Source organism: Methylophilus flavus (assembly GCF_042678905.1).
Lineage (GTDB): Bacteria > Pseudomonadota > Gammaproteobacteria > Burkholderiales > Methylophilaceae > Methylophilus > Methylophilus flavus.
Genome location: NZ_JBHTLN010000001.1, coordinates 88,427 through 104,450, shown reverse-complemented (window position 1 = coordinate 104,450; position 16,024 = coordinate 88,427). Strand labels below are relative to the sequence as shown.

Below are 16,024 nucleotides of genomic sequence, written 5' to 3'. Positions count from 1 at the left end.
AAGCGCCACGAAACGCGCAAAGACTGGATACCGGAATGAGCATTAAGTCGGACAAATGGATACGCAGAATGGCTGAACAACACGGCATGATAGAGCCGTTTTCGCCGACACTGATACGCGAAGAGAATGGCGGGAAAATCGTTTCCTACGGTACGTCATCATATGGTTACGATATCCGCTGTGCTGACGAATTCCGCGTGTTCACCAATATCAACAGCACCATTGTCGACCCCAAACAGTTTGACCCGCAATCGTTTGTCGAAGTATCTGGCAAAGGCTATTGTGTGATCCCCCCCAATTCTTTTGCATTGGCACGTACTGTTGAATATTTCCGCATCCCGCGCTCTGTGTTGACTATTTGCCTGGGCAAATCCACTTATGCCCGTTGCGGCATCATTGTCAATGTCACACCATTTGAACCAGAGTGGGAAGGCTATGTCACACTGGAGTTCAGCAATACAACACCGCTGCCTGCCAAAATTTACGCAGGTGAAGGTTGCGCCCAGGTACTGTTCTTTGAGTCTGATGAAGTGTGCGAAACCAGCTATAAAGACCGCGGTGGCAAATACCAGGGCCAGGTCGGCGTTACATTGCCAAAAATATAGCTTTTGAGAAAACCAACAACTACCACAGAGGCACAGAGTAAAAGCATGGCTTTCTCAGTGCCTTTGTATTTTGAGCTACACGTTTCAGTGACAAGTTAAGGATTCATTGAATGAAATTTAGATTTCCCGTCGTCATTATTGATGAAGACTTCCGCTCCGAAAACTCTTCCGGTCTGGGTATCCGAGTATTGGCTAAAGCGATTGAAGAAGAAGGAACTGAAGTACTGGGCGTGACCAGCTACGGCGACCTCACCTCATTCGCACAACAGCAAAGCCGTGCCTCTGCTTTTATTTTATCTATCGATGATGAAGAAATCGTCGAAGAAAAACCGGAAGCGATCGAGCAACTACGTAATTTTGTGCAGGAAATCCGTTACCGCAACGAGGAAATCCCGATTTTCCTGCACGGTGAAACGCGTACCAGCCGCCATATCCCGAATGATGTGTTGCGCGAACTGCATGGCTTTATTCATATGAATGAAGACACGCCCGAGTTCGTGGCGCGCCTGATTATCCGTGAAGCTAAAGCTTACCTTGATAGTCTGCCGCCGCCCTTCTTTAAAGCATTAACGCATTACGCAGCCGATGGTTCTTATTCCTGGCACTGCCCTGGTCACTCCGGTGGCGTGGCTTTCCTGAAATCACCAGTAGGCCAGATGTTCCATCAGTTTTTTGGCGAGAACATGCTACGTGCCGACGTGTGTAATGCGGTAGATGAACTCGGCCAGCTCCTTGACCATACCGGTCCGGTTGCTGCTTCCGAGCGTAATGCTGCGCGAATCTACAACTGCGATCACTTATACTTTGTGACTAACGGCACATCAACTTCCAACAAAATCGTCTGGAACTCGACTGTTGCACCGGGTGACATTGTGGTGGTTGACCGTAACTGCCATAAGTCCGTATTGCACTCGATCATTATGACCGGCGCGATTCCGGTATTTCTGATGCCGACCCGTAACCATTTCGGTATTATCGGCCCTATCCCGAAAAGTGAGTTCGCCTGGGAAAACATCCAGAAGAAAATCGCCCGCAATCCGTTTGCCAGCGACAAAAACGCCAAGCCACGTGTGCTGACCATTACGCAATCCACCTATGACGGCGTGTTGTATAACGTTGAAGAAATCAAGGAAATGCTGGATGGCAAAATCGACACCCTGCACTTTGACGAAGCCTGGTTGCCGCATGCGACTTTCCATGACTTCTATGGTGATTACCACGCCATTGGTGCGGATAGACCTCGCTGTAAAGAGTCTATGGTGTTTTCTACCCAGTCTACTCACAAACTGCTGGCCGGTTTAAGCCAGGCTTCGCAGATTCTGGTGCAGGATGCTCAGGATAATCACCTGGACAGGGATTTGTTTAACGAAGCCTACCTGATGCACACCTCGACCAGCCCGCAATATTCGATTATTGCCAGCTGTGACGTCGCTGCCGCCATGATGGAAGCGCCAGGCGGTACTGCCCTGGTTGAAGAGTCCTTGAAAGAAGCGCTGGACTTCCGCCGTGCCATGCGCAAGGTGGATGAAGAGTGGGGCACCGACTGGTGGTTTAAAGTCTGGGGACCTACAGATTTGTCCGAAGATGGCCTGGAAGAACGCGACGCCTGGATGCTGAAAGCCAACGAGCGCTGGCACGGATTCGGCAACCTGGCCGAAGGCTTTAACATGCTCGATCCGATTAAAGCGACTATCATTACTCCCGGCCTGGACGTGGATGGCGACTTTTCGGAAGAGTTCGGTATCCCTGCAGCGATTGTCACCAAATACCTGGCTGAGCACGGTGTGATTGTAGAAAAAACCGGCCTTTATTCTTTCTTTATCATGTTCACCATTGGCATCACCAAAGGTCGCTGGAACACCATGGTGGCTGCGCTACAGCAGTTTAAAGACGACTACGACAAGAACCAGCCATTATGGAAGGTATTGCCGGAATTCGTACAGAAACATCCACGTTATGAGCGCATAGGCCTGAAAGATCTGTCTACACAAATCCATGAAGTCTACAAAGCCAATGACGTTGCTAGACTAACCACCGAAATGTATTTGTCGGACATGGTGCCTGCCATGAAACCTACCGATGCCTTCTCGAAAATGGCGCACCGCAAGATTGAGCGTGTGGCGATTGATGATCTGGAAGAGCGCGTCACGGCCGTATTGCTGACACCCTACCCGCCTGGCATTCCATTACTGATTCCGGGTGAGCGTTTTAACAAGGTGATTGTGAATTACCTGAAATTTGCGCGTGAATTTAACGAGAAATTCCCTGGTTTTGAGACTGACAACCATGGTCTGGTGAAGCAGCTGGTGAATGGTAAAGCCGAGTATTTTGTTGATTGTGTTAAGCAGGACGATTAAGAAGGTATAGCGCAACTTTAAGAGAGTCAGCGGAACAATAAGTTAACAAGTTAACTCTGTGTTCCGCTGCTTTTCGCCCTTAGGCGAAAAGCAGCGTCGGTAATTCAGATCACAACCGTATGCAAAACTGATCTAAATCCGCCAAAAAATTAAGCATTAAACCCGCCTGTGATAAACCAAATCACTATACTGCAATCCCTTTTCCGAAGTATTTTCCTGTTCCGATACCAGCTCCCAATCACTTATTTCCAGTTCAGGGAAAAAAGCATCGCCTTCGACATGCGCAAACACTCGGGTAAGGTATAAACGCGTCACAAACGGCAACGCTTGCGAATACAATTCCGCACCACCAATCAAAAAAGGCTCATCGTCCCCGGCACACGCCGCCAGCGCCTCCGGTATCGAATGCACCACCTTCGCCCCCTCAACCTTGTAATGCGGGTCGCGCGTGACAATCACAGTCGTCCGCCCGGGCAATAACCGCCCCAGCGATTCATAAGTTTTACGGCCCATCATAATATGGTGCCCCATGGTAAGGCTCTTGAATCGTTTCAGATCTTCCGGCAAATGCCAGGGCAACTGGTTATTGTGCCCGATCACACGGTTATCCGCGTGCGCTACGATCAGGGATAGTGCTTGCATATATTCTTCTTAAAAAGCGGAGAGCCGTTTCAGGTCATTAATAATTGTTTCGCTGTGCCCGTCAGGGTTCACATTGCTGTAAATCTCCGCGATGGTGCCTTGAGGATCAATGACAAATGTGGTGCGCTTGGCAACCTGGAATACCACCAGGTTAAATAATGCGCCATAGGCATCCGCCACCCTGCCATTGGTATCTGCCAGTAGCGGGAATGGCAAACGATGTTTGTGTGCAAAGCCTGCGTGGCTGGCAACAGTATCGACGCTGACACCAATCACTTCTGCACCCAGGGCGTGAATTTGCTGAATATCATCACGAAAATGACAGGCTTCTTTAGTGCAGCCTGGGGTGTCATCTTTCGGGTAAAAATAGAGCACGACCCATTTGCCTTGCCAGTCGGCCAGGCGACGGTTTTCTCCCTGCGCATCCTGCAACGTAAAATCCGGGGCTTTCATGCCGACACTGACGCGCGCAGATGGTTGTTGATATTGGCGATAGCCCCAAATAGCTAACCACAATAGCAATCCATATATAATCAGTTTAAATAACATTGGTACTTTTCCTTTTTAAACATGGCTACACGACATCTGGGTCGTTGACGCATCAAGCTGCTTATTGTACCTTAATCCGCCGTCTGTCATTTTAAGGTCATCCGCAAACGTAATAAGTGTTGCAGTCTCCCCCCATGAATAATGAAGCCATTGCAAAACTGCTGAAACAGATTGCCGCTGACCCGCAAAGGTGGGAGGCATACCAGAAACTGGCAGGCCTGATGCTGCAGAGCGATGAGTTTCATGCTGCCGAACAATATTTGCTGCAGGCGATCAGCCTGCAGCCTAAGGGGCTACAATTACGGTTGCAACTCGCCAATTTACAGATGCGCACGCAGCAATTTTCAGCCGCGCATGAGTCTTACAAGGTGGCGATTAAACTGGATGCCAGGCAGGCGCAAAGCTATTACCTGGATGCACGCGCATTAAAAAACCTTGGTCGCGCGCAAGAAGCGATTCTACGTCTACGTACCGTCACCAAGCTGGATCCGCAGCATATCCAGGCATTTACCGAGTGTGTCGATTTAATGCTGCAAGTCCAGCAATTTGAACAGGCGATCGCGGTACTCAAACAGGCAGTCTCCGCACATCCTGAACACGTGCACTTTCACTACCGGCTGGGTGTTTTGCACCAGCAATTACATGCATCAACAGAGGCACTAGCCTGCATGGATGCCGCTATAAATATTCAGCCGGATTTTGCTGAAGCGCATCATCAGCGCGCCCTGATACTGCAATTGCAAGGACAGCCCGAAAGAGCGTTGCGGGCGTTTCACCATGCGATTGCCCATCAGCCCAATTTGCCAGTGCCTTACAACAATCGCGGCGTGGTTTTGTGCCAGCTGGGTAAATACCCCGAGGCCATCGCGGATTTCAGGCAGGCATTACAGTTGAATCCCGGTTATGCCTCTGCCTATTGCAACCTTGGCCTGGCATTATATGAAAACGGCGATACCGATGAGGCGTATCAGTACCTGGAAACCGCCTTAAAACATGCACCTTCGCATACGCAGGCCCGCTATGTGTTAAGCATGCTAAAACTGGCCCGTGGTGAATATGAAGATGGCTGGCCTATGTACGAAGCACGCTGGCAGGTAATACCAGCCACCGCTTTACCAGACCGCCAATTGCTGTGGCCAGGCAATACGTCACTGGTAGGCAAAACGATTTTGATCCTGGCAGAACAAACGCTGAGTGATACCTTGCAGTTTTGCCGCTATGTGGAGTTGGTGAAGGCCTTCAAACCCAACCAGCTGATAGTGGCAGTGCCTGATGCCCTGTATAACCTGTTCAATGAATTGTGGGGCCACGATGTCGTGATACAGGTGATCCGGCAGGATGGCCGCGCATTGCCGCATTTTGACTTGTACTGCCCCATGCTCAGTTTGCCGCTGGCGTTCAATACTGTCGTAACGACGATTCCTGCTGTACTGCCCTATCTGCATATTGCCGGGCGGCATCAGCAACCCTGGCAGCAGCTGCTCGGACCGGCGAGAAGATTACGTATCGGAGTAAACTGGTGTGGAGATGCCAGTAATAAATACGACCGCCTGCGCAGTATTCCGCTGCATTTGATGGCGCCATTATTGAAGATGGAAGTCGAGTGGCACAGCCTGCAGAAAGAGTTCCGGCGTGAAGACCACATCATGCTCAAGCGCTTCCCCATGCTGGAATGCCATCATCCCTTGCTGCCTGACTTCACAGATACCGCCGGGCTGATCATGCAAATGGATTTTATTATCTCGGTAGATACGGCTGTCGCACATCTTGCGGCCGCGCTGGGCAAACAGGTATGGTTATTATTGCCGGCACAAGCGCACTTCCGCTGGCTGCAACAGCCTGAAACCTGCACCTGGTACCCTGGCATGCGCTTATTCAGGCAAGCGCCCGGCACCTCTTGGGAAACCCTGATTGACCAGGTACACCAGGCGATTACCGATGTGCTTAGCCAGAGCTACCGCTCAGAGTAAATCTTTATTCGGAGTGCGGCACACCGACAATATGCATCACGCGCGGCACATCGACATGCAATAACTGGGCAATATCCTTGTAGTCATCCGGTAGCGCCGCGTTATCCCAGCCATCAGCGGAATGCCTGGCCAGGTTAACGGCGAATTGCACATTGCGCACCCGCGGCAGATGCGCGCGCTGCTCATCCATCAGGTCAGTCAGTAATGACGGTAAATTAAACACGCGCACCAGTTCGGCCTGCAAATCCAGTATCCTGAAACCCAGCACTTCCTGCTGCACAGTGCGGCTGCGCAGAGTTGTATCCGCATGCTGGCGTTTATGTATCTCAATCATGGGATCAGGGTTAAAGCACCACATCAGCATTTCGGCAAAGTCATGCAAAGAAGCGGCGACACGCAGCTCTTCAGCATGCAAATCCATCAGATGTGACGCAAATTCAGCCGCGAAATAGCCTGCGCGGTGGGCGCGCACCACAAGCTTGATTAAATCGACCAGTGCAGCCACATGTTGGCTTAGCATCTCTTCCACATGCGGCACGGTAGGAATCTGCTCAAAAAAGGTACTGGTGCCCATCATGATAATCGCCTGCTCTACCTGCACCAGGTCTTGCAATTGGTGGCGGCTGCGATGGTTATTGGCAAAGGTCAGCACTTTGAAAGTCATCAGCGGGTCATTAATCACTACGCGGGTAATGTCACGCGCGCCGGTATCATCTTCCCGCTCGCGCAATTGTGCCAGCTCCCTGGCCGTTTGCCGCAGTACCGGAATATCGGCATTTTCAAAAAACTTCACCCAGTCGGAAATACTCCGGTTGGCTCTTGCCTCGGTAAGTGTCACCATCTAAACGCTCCTGCTTGAGTTTTATCCGCCCGAGTATAGAACAATGTTGTTTTGCAGCATGTGGCGATGAGCCACCGAATTCAATGCCAGTTTTAATCATGAATTCAATGCCTCGGGGCTAGAAAGGCTTGTTTCTTTAGGTATTGGACTCAATCTGCTATGTTAGAATGCAATTTTCGTGACTGATTCAGGGTCGGGCAAATATGCCGCGACCCCCGTGACCAAACTTATGGCAATTATTCTGCATACCCCCGAAGATATTGAAAAAATGCGCGTGGCCGGGCGCCTGGCATCAGAGGTGCTGGATTACATCACGCCATTTGTCGTGGCGGGTGTCACTACCAACAAGTTAGACCAGCTATGCCATGACTACATTGTCAATGTGCAGCAGGCGATTCCTGCGCCTCTCAATTATGCGCCGGATGGCCACACGCCTTATCCAAAATCAATATGCACCTCGATTAACCAACAGATCTGTCACGGTGTGCCTAGTGAAAAAGAGCTGAAAAATGGTGACATCGTTAACCTAGATATCACCGTAATCAAAGATGGTTACCATGGCGATACTTCTCGCATGTTTATGGTGGGGCCGGCTTCACCGCAGGCCAAGCGTTTATGTGAGATCACCTACCAGGCCATGTGGCGAGGTATCGATAAAGTAAAACCAGGTAATACCCTTGGGGATGTAGGCTACGCAATCCAGTCATTTGCCGAAAAGAATGGTTACAGCGTGGTACGCGAATTTTGTGGTCATGGCATAGGCAAAAAATTTCATTGCGAGCCGCAGGTACTGCATTACGGCAAACCGGGCACCGGTGTCACGTTGAAACCCGGCATGATTTTCACTATTGAACCCATGATCAACGCCGGACGTCGCGAGATCAAATTCATGCCTGATGGCTGGACAGTAGTGACAAAAGACCGCAGCCTGTCAGCACAATGGGAGCACACCATCGTCGTCACCGAGGATGGGTTTGAAATCATGACCGTTTCAGACGGCACTCCACCACGCCCAACCCTGTAACAAGCATTTGAGACCATGCCAGTGATTGCCAAAGAACAACTCAAGCAGTGGCGTGAGTCGTTCCAACTGTCACAGCAGCAACTCTCTGCTAACTACCTGGCAAGGCCGAATGCAAAAGTCCTGCTTCAGCAAAACACCCGCTATCTCGATCAGTTATTACGCGACATCTGGTCTGCGTTCCAACTACCTGCCACGGTCAGCCTGATCGCCGTTGGCGGCTACGGCCGCGGTGACATGTTCCCCCATTCGGATATCGACCTGCTCATATTGCTGCCGGAAGATTGCCCTGCCGCTTTGCAAACAGAAATCGAGTCGCTGATAGGGGCATTGTGGGACATCGGCCTGAATATCGGCCATAGCGTGCGGTCGCTCACCGAGTGCCTGGCTGAAGCGCAGCTGGATGTCACCATCATGACCAATTTGCTGGAAGCACGCTGGCTGACCGGACATAAAACCACCTTCAAAACATTAATGCAGTCATTGCATGCGCAGCTGGATAAACCGCGCTTTTTCGCCGAAAAGTTACGCGAACAGCAAATCCGTCACGCAAAATTCCACGATACCGCCTACAACCTGGAACCGAATATCAAGGAAAGCCCGGGCGGCCTGCGCGATCTGCATATGATTCTCTGGATCGCGCAAAGCCAGGCGCTGGGCAATGACTGGCAAGATCTGGTACAGGCGGGACTGCTCAGCCAGACACAGGCACGGCAACTAAAACGCCATGAGCGCTTATTGCAAAATCTGCGTATCCGCCTGCATTTGATGGCCAAAAGGCGTGAGGACCGGCTAGTGTTCGACTTCCAGAATACGCTGGCAGAGCAAATGGGCTACCAAACCACTTTGCAAAAACGCGCCAGCGAACAATTGATGCAAGGGTTTTACCGTAGTGCCAAAGCCATCATTATCGAAAACGAAGTATTGCTGAAATTAATGCATGTGCGGGTCAGCCCGCAAACTGAATCCGCCACTGCGATTGACGAAGATTTTGTGTTATCGCAAGGCCTGCTCAGTGCACAGGCGCCTGACCTGTTTCAACGCAAGCCAGAAGCTATCCTGAGGTGTTTTCAGTTGTTGCAACAGCACCCTGCCATTGCGGGTTTCAGTGCACCCCTGGTCAGGGCATTGCAGTCAGCACAACCGTTGATCAACAATCAATTCCGCCAGCAATCTGCAAATAAAGCCTTGTTCCTGCAGATCCTGCAATCCCGCGAAGGCGTGCACCGAAGCCTGCGCCGCATGAACCGTTATGGCATTCTGGGGCGTTATATTCCGGTGTTTGGTCGTGTCATTGCGCAAATGCAGCATGACTTATTTCATGTGTATACAGTGGATGAACATACCATGAACGTCCTGCGCAACCTGCGCCGCTTTGCAAAACCTGATTTACGGCATGAGTTTCCGCTTTGCAGCCAGTTATTTACCGAATTCAGCCAGCCGCATCTGCTGTACCTGGCAGCTATATTCCATGATATTGCCAAAGGCCGTGGCGGTGACCATTCAGTGCTTGGCACCATAGATGCCAAGCGTTTCTGCCAAAAGCATGGCTTGCCTAAAGCAGATTCAGACCTGGTTGCATGGCTGGTAGAAGCACATCTCAAGCTCTCCAGCACGGCGCAGAAAAGTGACCTGTCTGACCCGGATGTGATTGAAGCCTTTGCGAAACTGGTAGGCTCTGAATATAGACTGACTGCCTTGTATTTATTAACGGTAGCCGATATCCGCGGCACCAGTCCCAACGTGTGGAATGCCTGGAAAGCCAAGCTGCTGGAAAGCCTGTTTCTGCAAACACGGCGCGTATTGCAGCAATCACTGAATACTGACGCACAATTAAGCCTGCGCAAGCAGGAAGTCCTGCAAAAACTGAGCAGCTTCAATATGAAAGAAGATTCAGTACAGCCTTTGTGGCAGGCATTTGGTGAAAGTTATTTCAACCGATTTGACAGCGATGAAATCGCCTGGCAAAGCCGCTTGCTGATTCCGCATAAGCTGACCGAAACCGCCATTGTACGCGCCCGGCTTAGCCCAAAAGGCGACGGCATCCAGGTCATGATTTACAGCCGCGACCAGAAAGAAATTTTCGCGCGTATCTGCCATTTCTTCGACAGCATGCAATACAACATCGTGCAGGCAAGGATTTATACCACCACCCATGGCTATGCGCTGGATAACTTTATCGTACTCGAGCCCGATACGCACCAGATCAGTTACAACGGCTTACTGAAACATATTGAACAAGGACTGACCGAACAATTATCCGGCAGCACGGCCATCCCTACCCCCATTCGGGGCCGCGTCAGCAGGCAAGTGAAACATATGCCATTGCCTACGCAAATATTTATCCACCCTGCCAGCGCTAACCACGATCACCAGCAACAGTTCCAGCAGCTGGATGTAGTTGCCAATGACAGGCCCGGCCTGCTGGCGAGCATGGCGCTCGTGTTGCTCAACCATGATGTAGCATTGCACAATGCGAAAGTGAATACCCTGGGTAATCGCGTTGAGGATAGCTTCCTGATTTCAACGAGTGATGGCCAACCACTTAACGAAACACAGATCGCCACGCTTAAATCTGCGTTCAGTGAGCTTTAACGCTGCCCCAATCTAGCAACTATTCAAAGTGGTAATGTTTGCGCAATGGCTTGATGACTTGCCAGGTACAATCCAGTCCGCTGGCAAAAGTCACTAAATCCCCTGCCTGAAAGCTTACCGGCTCACCACCATTCTCTGGTGTAACCGTGACCTGACCCTCCAGGATATAGGCAATTTCGGTACTGCTATATTGCCATGGGAAAGTGGACACCTCTTTTGTCCAGACCGGCCACTGCTTTACGCCCAGCTCAGCCAGCTTTTCTGCAGAGGGATTTTCAACCGTAATTTTGCTCATTCCTTAATCCTTTCTTTTCACATAATTGCTAAAAGCACCAAAACATCTCACCACGATAATGATGTTTAAACAAAAATGTCGCATTTTTGGTTTTTCGATTGGCAAAACTGTGGCATTTATGCCAATTTTTTATACTTTCCGACATATTCATCTCATAACAAAATTTCACCATGGACTTGGTTAATATTAGCCTGTGCTATATTCAAAAAACTTTCTCTTTTTAAATGTTATTTACCTCACATGCTAACAACAATGAAAAGAATTTCCCTGCTTGCACTCACTTTCTCTATCACCACTTCTTTTAACGTATCCGCAGGCACCTTAGGTATTGGGTTAGGCAGTTATGATATTGATGGTTCAAATTCAGCTGCAGATTTCCGGCTTGAGTATGAATCGGACAGCAATATATGGCTGGATAACCTGAAGCCCTGGGCAGGTGTCCAGGCCACCACGGATGGCACCATCTGGCTAGGTGGTGGTTTGCTGTATGACTGGGAATTTAGTGACACCTGGCACTTGAAACCTGGGCTAGGCGCTGGTTATTACAGCCGTGGCAGCAGCGACCTGGACTTGGGCTATCCAATTGAATTCCGTACCCAACTCGAAATCGCCAAAGATATTAATCAACAGCATAGCCTGGGATTGGCGATCAGTCATTTATCCAATGCCAATCTGGATAGCGAAAACCCTGGAGTCGAAGCGTTGAATGTTTACTGGCATTATCGGTTCTAGACAGCCGATGCCATTGCAAAAGTATCTTGTACGACTAAACACAAAAACCCTGCGCTGCAGGGTTTTTTTATTAGATGCGTAATCGCAACACAAGAGGATGATTTAAATAGCCTGATGACTTAAAATGCCAGGCTTACCATGTTTATCTATCCGCTACTCACAACGTCCGAACAGGCCAGTTTGCCAAAACTGATTGCCCAGCCAATCGCCATTCCGAATAAGTTTGCGGATAGTACGCATCAGTTGTTTTATTGCCAAACGGCCAAGGGAGAAATGGTACTCAAGGTTTGTAATCAGGCGACCATAGAAAAATCTCACTTTTGGTTAGGCGCAAACCATTTATTTGCAGCGGACTTTCCTAACAGCCTGGGTAATATTCATCTAACGCATCATTTTTTGGAGAAAAACGGTGTGCTGGCAGTGCCTGATTTTGTGTCAGCAAGCGCTCGCCGTTTTGTGATCGCCCAATTTTTAGCGGGAAAGGATATAGAAACCGAGCATATCACCGACCAATGGGTGATTCAGCTAGCTGAACATATCGCCAGATTGCACCAGTGTACTTACTCCAACTGGGGCAAACTGCATGCACCACAATTTTATGCAAAACAATGGGCTAGCCGCTTACATGAAACGCTTGTTGTTTTGGTCAAGCAACATGGTTCATTGGCTACTAAACCGTTAGTGACTGAAATATTGGCGCACGCAAAAAATATCAATGAAACCGAATTCGTACCGATGATGCTGGATTTACGTTGGGATCAATTCCGTTGTTTAAGAAACAATGATTTGGCGCTGATTGATCTGGATGCATTTGTGATTGCACCGCGTGCGCTGGATTTGGTGTTGCTTGAGTATGTATTAACGCCGTCTCAGCTGGCTGTATTTAAAAAGCACTATATTCAAACGCATACCTGGCCTGATCACACTGCTGATACACCCTGCTACCAGCTACTGTTGTTCTTGATGAATGTAATGGGTGAAACTAACCTGGCAAAATGGATGCAGCAAATCTAAAACTCAATATCCAGTAAAAAAATCAAGCAGTATATGTAGCTTGTTGCCGGTAAAGCTTCACCCAACTGATAAAGCCGACCACTGCCAGGATCGTATTCAGCACAAATAAAGCGGCTGTGGCGTAATAGCCTGTTTGAATATACAACAGCGTGGCAGCGCCATCAATCACCGCCCAATACAGCCAGTTTTCCAGCACTTTCCTGGCGATCAGCCAGGTATTCATCACAGAAAAAACTGTCGTATAAGCGTCCAGCATTGGGCTTTGCGATTGTCCAGTCTTCTGTAAATAGGCGCTCACCAAAGCACTTATAACAATACCGACTGCAATAAATCCAATATGCCAAACCCACGGCCAACGGCTGATCGATAATGTGTCGGTTTGCTTGCCATGCTTATGCCATAGCCAGAAACCATAAATCGCCATGCCCATATAATAAAAATTCAGCAGCGCCTGCATGGGAAGCTGACCTTCCCAAAACAGCGCGGTATAAACCAGCGTGCTGAAGAAGGCAAACAGCCAGCACCATTGCGACTCTTTTGCTGCCAGAAGAATATAAGCGACACCCATCAAAGCAGCGGCTATTTCCCAATTGGACATTTGCTGAAATGCTGTAAGGATAGCCTGGAGATCAACCTGGTTCATGATATGTGCCTTTGCATGCCCTACCCTTAGACATCAACCACATCCGCCCGGTCAGTGCCTATGAATTTCATCACAAACACGCTGTGCGGCAGCGCATTGAACACCGCTTCCATTTCCGCATCCAGGCAATCCATCACTTCGCGGTATTCACCAAACACTTGCGTCGCCAGGCTGTTGCGCTTTACCACCAGGTTGGGATTGGCTTCAAGCTTGTTGATGAACTCAAGAATGGGTTCAACATAGCCTTCTGTTAATGGGTATAAACTGATATCGACTGAAATACGCACTTCTCACTCCTTTATTAAGCGGTTTTTTTATAGCTATGCCAGAATAATTTTAGTAGTCATAACTCACAGTTATACCGGCAACGCGTGGCTCAGCAAACTGAACATATTTTTCAGCCGCATAGCTATTAGCGGGATTATTACCAAAGAAGAAACCGCGCGTTGCATAGTCTTTATCCAGTAAGTTTCTCACCCACAACCGCACTTTGTAATGGCCATGCTTATAATCGGCGCTGGCATTCACTATTGCATAGGCACTGGATTTCGAATTGTTACTATCTGAAAAGTAAAAGCCGTCTTTACCTTCCACGTTGGCGCGCAGCGTCCACGCATCATTCATATAATATTCAGAACCTAGGTTAAAGGTATATTTAGGCGCATGTGCAACTTGGCGACCATCGTAATTCACGCCATTGAAAGAGTGTTTATCAAAGGTAGCATCGAGCAAGCCTAGTGAGCCCAGCATTCGTAAATTGTCAGTTAAAAACCAATCCAGGCTAGCTTCCACACCCTGGTGGGTAGCACTTGAAGCATTGCCGGTAAACTCAAGAAACTGTACACCGTTGGCAATTGAATTTTCGACTTGTGCATTACGTCTATCAGTATAGAAAGCTGCCAAGGCGGTTTTTAAGCGTTTATCAAACCAATTGGATTTGACGCCAACTTCAGCAGTTACATTGTATTCAGAATCAAATCCCAATCGGTTTACTGGCAGTGCAGCATTATTATTCACACCGCCTGATTTATAGCCGCGTGATAATGTGCTGTAAATAAAATGATCCTGATTTACTTGATAATTCAAGCCGACCTTTCCACCAAACAGACCTTCATCCTGACCAATATTTAAGGCATTTGAATCACTGTATCTTGCTTTAAAATACTCTATACGCCCACCGGTAATCAGCGTCAGTTTATCGGTTAAATGTGTATCAAGCTGACTATAAATCGAGGTATTTTGCGTGTTGTAATCGCCATTTCTTAGCGTTGCGCCAAAGATGCCGAAATCGGAGTTTTGCTTAAAGGCTTCATCCTGGTCCAGAAAAAACAGGCCGACTGTCCAATCGGTAGTATCGTTAAAAATACGACCAGCCTTATCCGACAATGCCCGCAACTCTAAAGAGTAGTTTTCACGATGACGATCAAAACGTTCAAATCCGATATATGGGCCTAACGCAGGGTCGAACTGTCCAACATAACCCCAGTCGGCATCATAGCTATAGACAATATCACTCTTCAGGTAAGTGGCCGTTGATTGAACAATCACTGCATCAGAAACCTGCCAGTTGGTGTTTAGCGCAAACGCGTTGGTGAGCTGTTTATCTTGCCCGGGGTGGTCAGACAAACTGTTGCGACTGTTATCGAATGTAAAAGCATCGTAGCCATTATCAATATTCAAATGGGTGTAGCCTAAATCCACCGTAAAATCGTCAGAGGCCAATAACCTTAATTTGCCGCGGAAAGTGAGTTCATCCTGGTTTTGGGTATTGTCGCGATTCAAAAAATCATTATTCATATAGCCATCCGACTTGTGGCTGTAAATGGAGGCGCGGCCTAATAACTTGTCTTCAACCAATGTGCCACCTACCGCAACACCAAAATTGCGCGTGTTATATTCCGCCAGGCCGGATTCAGCCCGCAGGGAAAACTCTTTAGTAGGCTCTTTGCTGCGCATATTGATGGTCCCGGCCAAACCATTGGTGCCGAATTTCGTCCCTTGCGGACCACGCAAGATTTCAATCGAATCAATATCAAACAAAGTGGCCGCACCACCTGTACGGCTAAAATCCACTCCGTCAATCACCAGGCCAACAGATGGATTGAGAGGCGCACTGAATTGGCTAGTTGCACCCATGCCACGAATTTGAAAAAACTGGCCGCGCGAAGCACCACTGGACAAATTCACATTCGGGGCCAGGCCCAGGACTTCTTCCAGATGCTGAGCGCCACGTGACTCTATGGTTTCTTTGTCAATCTCGGTGAGGCTGACCGCTGTTTTCTCTGCAGTGCTGGGGCGGAAATCTGCACTTACCACGACATCAGGCAGTTTTACTGCTTCCTCTTCTTCTGCAGCAAACGCTTGTGTAGTCAGCAAAATCCCAATCAGGGACAATGGTTTTGAAATCGGTTTCAAGATAATCCTTTCTATAAAATACATAAAAAGGACAGGTGAAGAGTGACAATGACGTGAGTAGGTTTGTTGAGGGACAACAAACCAAAAACTTTTGCGTTGTAGATGCTCTGCCTGTCCCTACGCCAGCATTATCTGGGTCAGGTTCATTGGGTTCCTCGCTTGCGCGAGATCTCAGGCGTTAGCCACCCCAAGGCGGTTGATTTTTCAATCAGGGTAAGATTGTAGTTTGATATCAGTCACTTGACTAGAGATTGATGCTGGTTTGCGTCTAAATCCGTTGTCATTTTGCAAAGTTTAATGATTCGAGCCAGTCTCAAGTCATATTGAAGGCTAAAAAACAAAAAA

14 protein-coding genes and 1 riboswitch are annotated in these 16,024 nt (G+C 48.8%); of the genes, 7 read left to right on the top strand and 7 right to left on the bottom strand.

Annotated features, from left to right (window positions below; genetic code table 11):
• The first annotated feature begins 35 nt into the window (after positions 1–35).
• Positions 36–605, top strand: coding sequence for a dCTP deaminase (dcd, locus tag ACFQ2T_RS00500; RefSeq protein WP_055825679.1), 570 nt, complete (start codon positions 36–38; stop codon positions 603–605).
• A 110-nt stretch (positions 606–715) separates the two neighbouring features.
• Entirely contained in the window at positions 716–2,962 is a 2,247-nt protein-coding gene (locus tag ACFQ2T_RS00495; RefSeq protein ID WP_379029030.1) for an Orn/Lys/Arg family decarboxylase, read from the top strand.
• A 156-nt stretch (positions 2,963–3,118) separates the two neighbouring features.
• Here the strand turns inward: ACFQ2T_RS00495 and ACFQ2T_RS00490 are convergent, their stop codons facing one another.
• Complete coding sequence (locus ACFQ2T_RS00490) at positions 3,119–3,604, bottom strand: dihydrofolate reductase (protein ID WP_379029028.1); 486 nt, start codon at positions 3,602–3,604, stop codon at positions 3,119–3,121.
• A gap of 9 nt (positions 3,605–3,613) precedes the next feature.
• Complete coding sequence (locus ACFQ2T_RS00485) at positions 3,614–4,153, bottom strand: peroxiredoxin (protein ID WP_379029025.1); 540 nt, start codon at positions 4,151–4,153, stop codon at positions 3,614–3,616.
• A gap of 134 nt (positions 4,154–4,287) precedes the next feature.
• On the opposite strand from ACFQ2T_RS00485, the gene ACFQ2T_RS00480 reads away from it, so the two are divergent.
• On the top strand, positions 4,288–6,123 hold the full coding sequence (locus ACFQ2T_RS00480) for a tetratricopeptide repeat protein (protein WP_379029022.1): 1,836 nt from the start codon (positions 4,288–4,290) through the stop codon (positions 6,121–6,123).
• Positions 6,124–6,127: 4 nt separating this feature from the next.
• Here the strand turns inward: ACFQ2T_RS00480 and ACFQ2T_RS00475 are convergent, their stop codons facing one another.
• On the bottom strand, positions 6,128–6,964 hold the full coding sequence (locus ACFQ2T_RS00475) for an HDOD domain-containing protein (RefSeq protein ID WP_379029019.1): 837 nt from the start codon (positions 6,962–6,964) through the stop codon (positions 6,128–6,130).
• 229 nt (positions 6,965–7,193) lie between these two features.
• Here ACFQ2T_RS00475 and map point away from each other — a divergent pair, with 229 nt between their 5' ends.
• Positions 7,194–7,988, top strand: a complete 795-nt coding sequence (gene map / locus ACFQ2T_RS00470) for a type I methionyl aminopeptidase (protein WP_379029016.1) — start codon at positions 7,194–7,196, stop codon at positions 7,986–7,988.
• 15 nt (positions 7,989–8,003) lie between these two features.
• The gene (locus ACFQ2T_RS00465; RefSeq protein WP_379029013.1) at positions 8,004–10,580 is read left to right on the top strand and encodes a [protein-PII] uridylyltransferase; all 2,577 of its coding nucleotides are present in this window, start codon (positions 8,004–8,006) and stop codon (positions 10,578–10,580) included.
• 19 nt (positions 10,581–10,599) lie between these two features.
• Here the strand turns inward: ACFQ2T_RS00465 and ACFQ2T_RS00460 are convergent, their stop codons facing one another.
• Entirely contained in the window at positions 10,600–10,875 is a 276-nt protein-coding gene (locus ACFQ2T_RS00460) for a cupin domain-containing protein (RefSeq protein WP_379029010.1), read from the bottom strand.
• 252 nt (positions 10,876–11,127) lie between these two features.
• Here ACFQ2T_RS00460 and ACFQ2T_RS00455 point away from each other — a divergent pair, with 252 nt between their 5' ends.
• Together ACFQ2T_RS00455 and ACFQ2T_RS00450 are read left to right on the top strand one after the other, a co-directional pair.
• A complete protein-coding gene (locus ACFQ2T_RS00455; RefSeq protein WP_379029008.1) occupies positions 11,128–11,607 on the top strand; it encodes an acyloxyacyl hydrolase in 480 nt (159 codons plus the stop codon).
• A 138-nt stretch (positions 11,608–11,745) separates the two neighbouring features.
• On the top strand, positions 11,746–12,621 hold the full coding sequence (locus ACFQ2T_RS00450) for a phosphotransferase (protein ID WP_379029005.1): 876 nt from the start codon (positions 11,746–11,748) through the stop codon (positions 12,619–12,621).
• Between the two features lie 22 nt (positions 12,622–12,643).
• On the opposite strand, the gene pnuC is transcribed toward ACFQ2T_RS00450, so the two are convergent.
• The 3 genes from pnuC to ACFQ2T_RS00435 are packed head-to-tail and all read right to left on the bottom strand — an operon-like array spanning position 12,644 to position 15,679.
• The gene (gene pnuC, locus ACFQ2T_RS00445; protein WP_379029002.1) at positions 12,644–13,264 is read right to left on the bottom strand and encodes a nicotinamide riboside transporter PnuC; all 621 of its coding nucleotides are present in this window, start codon (positions 13,262–13,264) and stop codon (positions 12,644–12,646) included.
• Between the two features lie 26 nt (positions 13,265–13,290).
• Positions 13,291–13,551 (bottom strand): YkoF family thiamine/hydroxymethylpyrimidine-binding protein, encoded by a 261-nt coding sequence (locus ACFQ2T_RS00440; protein WP_379028999.1) that lies wholly within the window; start codon positions 13,549–13,551, stop codon positions 13,291–13,293.
• 49 nt (positions 13,552–13,600) lie between these two features.
• Complete coding sequence (locus ACFQ2T_RS00435; protein ID WP_379028997.1) at positions 13,601–15,679, bottom strand: TonB-dependent receptor; 2,079 nt, start codon at positions 15,677–15,679, stop codon at positions 13,601–13,603.
• 96 nt (positions 15,680–15,775) lie between these two features.
• A riboswitch (TPP riboswitch) is annotated at positions 15,776–15,879 on the bottom strand.
• Positions 15,880–16,024 lie beyond the last annotated feature (145 nt).

Coding starts and splice junctions, on each gene's coding strand:
- dcd (WP_055825679.1), top strand. CDS start 36: ATGAGCATTAAGTCGGACAAATGGATACGCAGAATGGCTGAACAACAC.
- ACFQ2T_RS00495 (WP_379029030.1), top strand. CDS start 716: ATGAAATTTAGATTTCCCGTCGTCATTATTGATGAAGACTTCCGCTCC.
- ACFQ2T_RS00490 (WP_379029028.1), bottom strand. CDS start 3,604: ATGCAAGCACTATCCCTGATCGTAGCGCACGCGGATAACCGTGTGATC.
- ACFQ2T_RS00485 (WP_379029025.1), bottom strand. CDS start 4,153: ATGTTATTTAAACTGATTATATATGGATTGCTATTGTGGTTAGCTATT.
- ACFQ2T_RS00480 (WP_379029022.1), top strand. CDS start 4,288: ATGAATAATGAAGCCATTGCAAAACTGCTGAAACAGATTGCCGCTGAC.
- ACFQ2T_RS00475 (WP_379029019.1), bottom strand. CDS start 6,964: ATGGTGACACTTACCGAGGCAAGAGCCAACCGGAGTATTTCCGACTGG.
- map (WP_379029016.1), top strand. CDS start 7,194: ATGGCAATTATTCTGCATACCCCCGAAGATATTGAAAAAATGCGCGTG.
- ACFQ2T_RS00465 (WP_379029013.1), top strand. CDS start 8,004: ATGCCAGTGATTGCCAAAGAACAACTCAAGCAGTGGCGTGAGTCGTTC.
- ACFQ2T_RS00460 (WP_379029010.1), bottom strand. CDS start 10,875: ATGAGCAAAATTACGGTTGAAAATCCCTCTGCAGAAAAGCTGGCTGAG.
- ACFQ2T_RS00455 (WP_379029008.1), top strand. CDS start 11,128: ATGAAAAGAATTTCCCTGCTTGCACTCACTTTCTCTATCACCACTTCT.
- ACFQ2T_RS00450 (WP_379029005.1), top strand. CDS start 11,746: ATGTTTATCTATCCGCTACTCACAACGTCCGAACAGGCCAGTTTGCCA.
- pnuC (WP_379029002.1), bottom strand. CDS start 13,264: ATGAACCAGGTTGATCTCCAGGCTATCCTTACAGCATTTCAGCAAATG.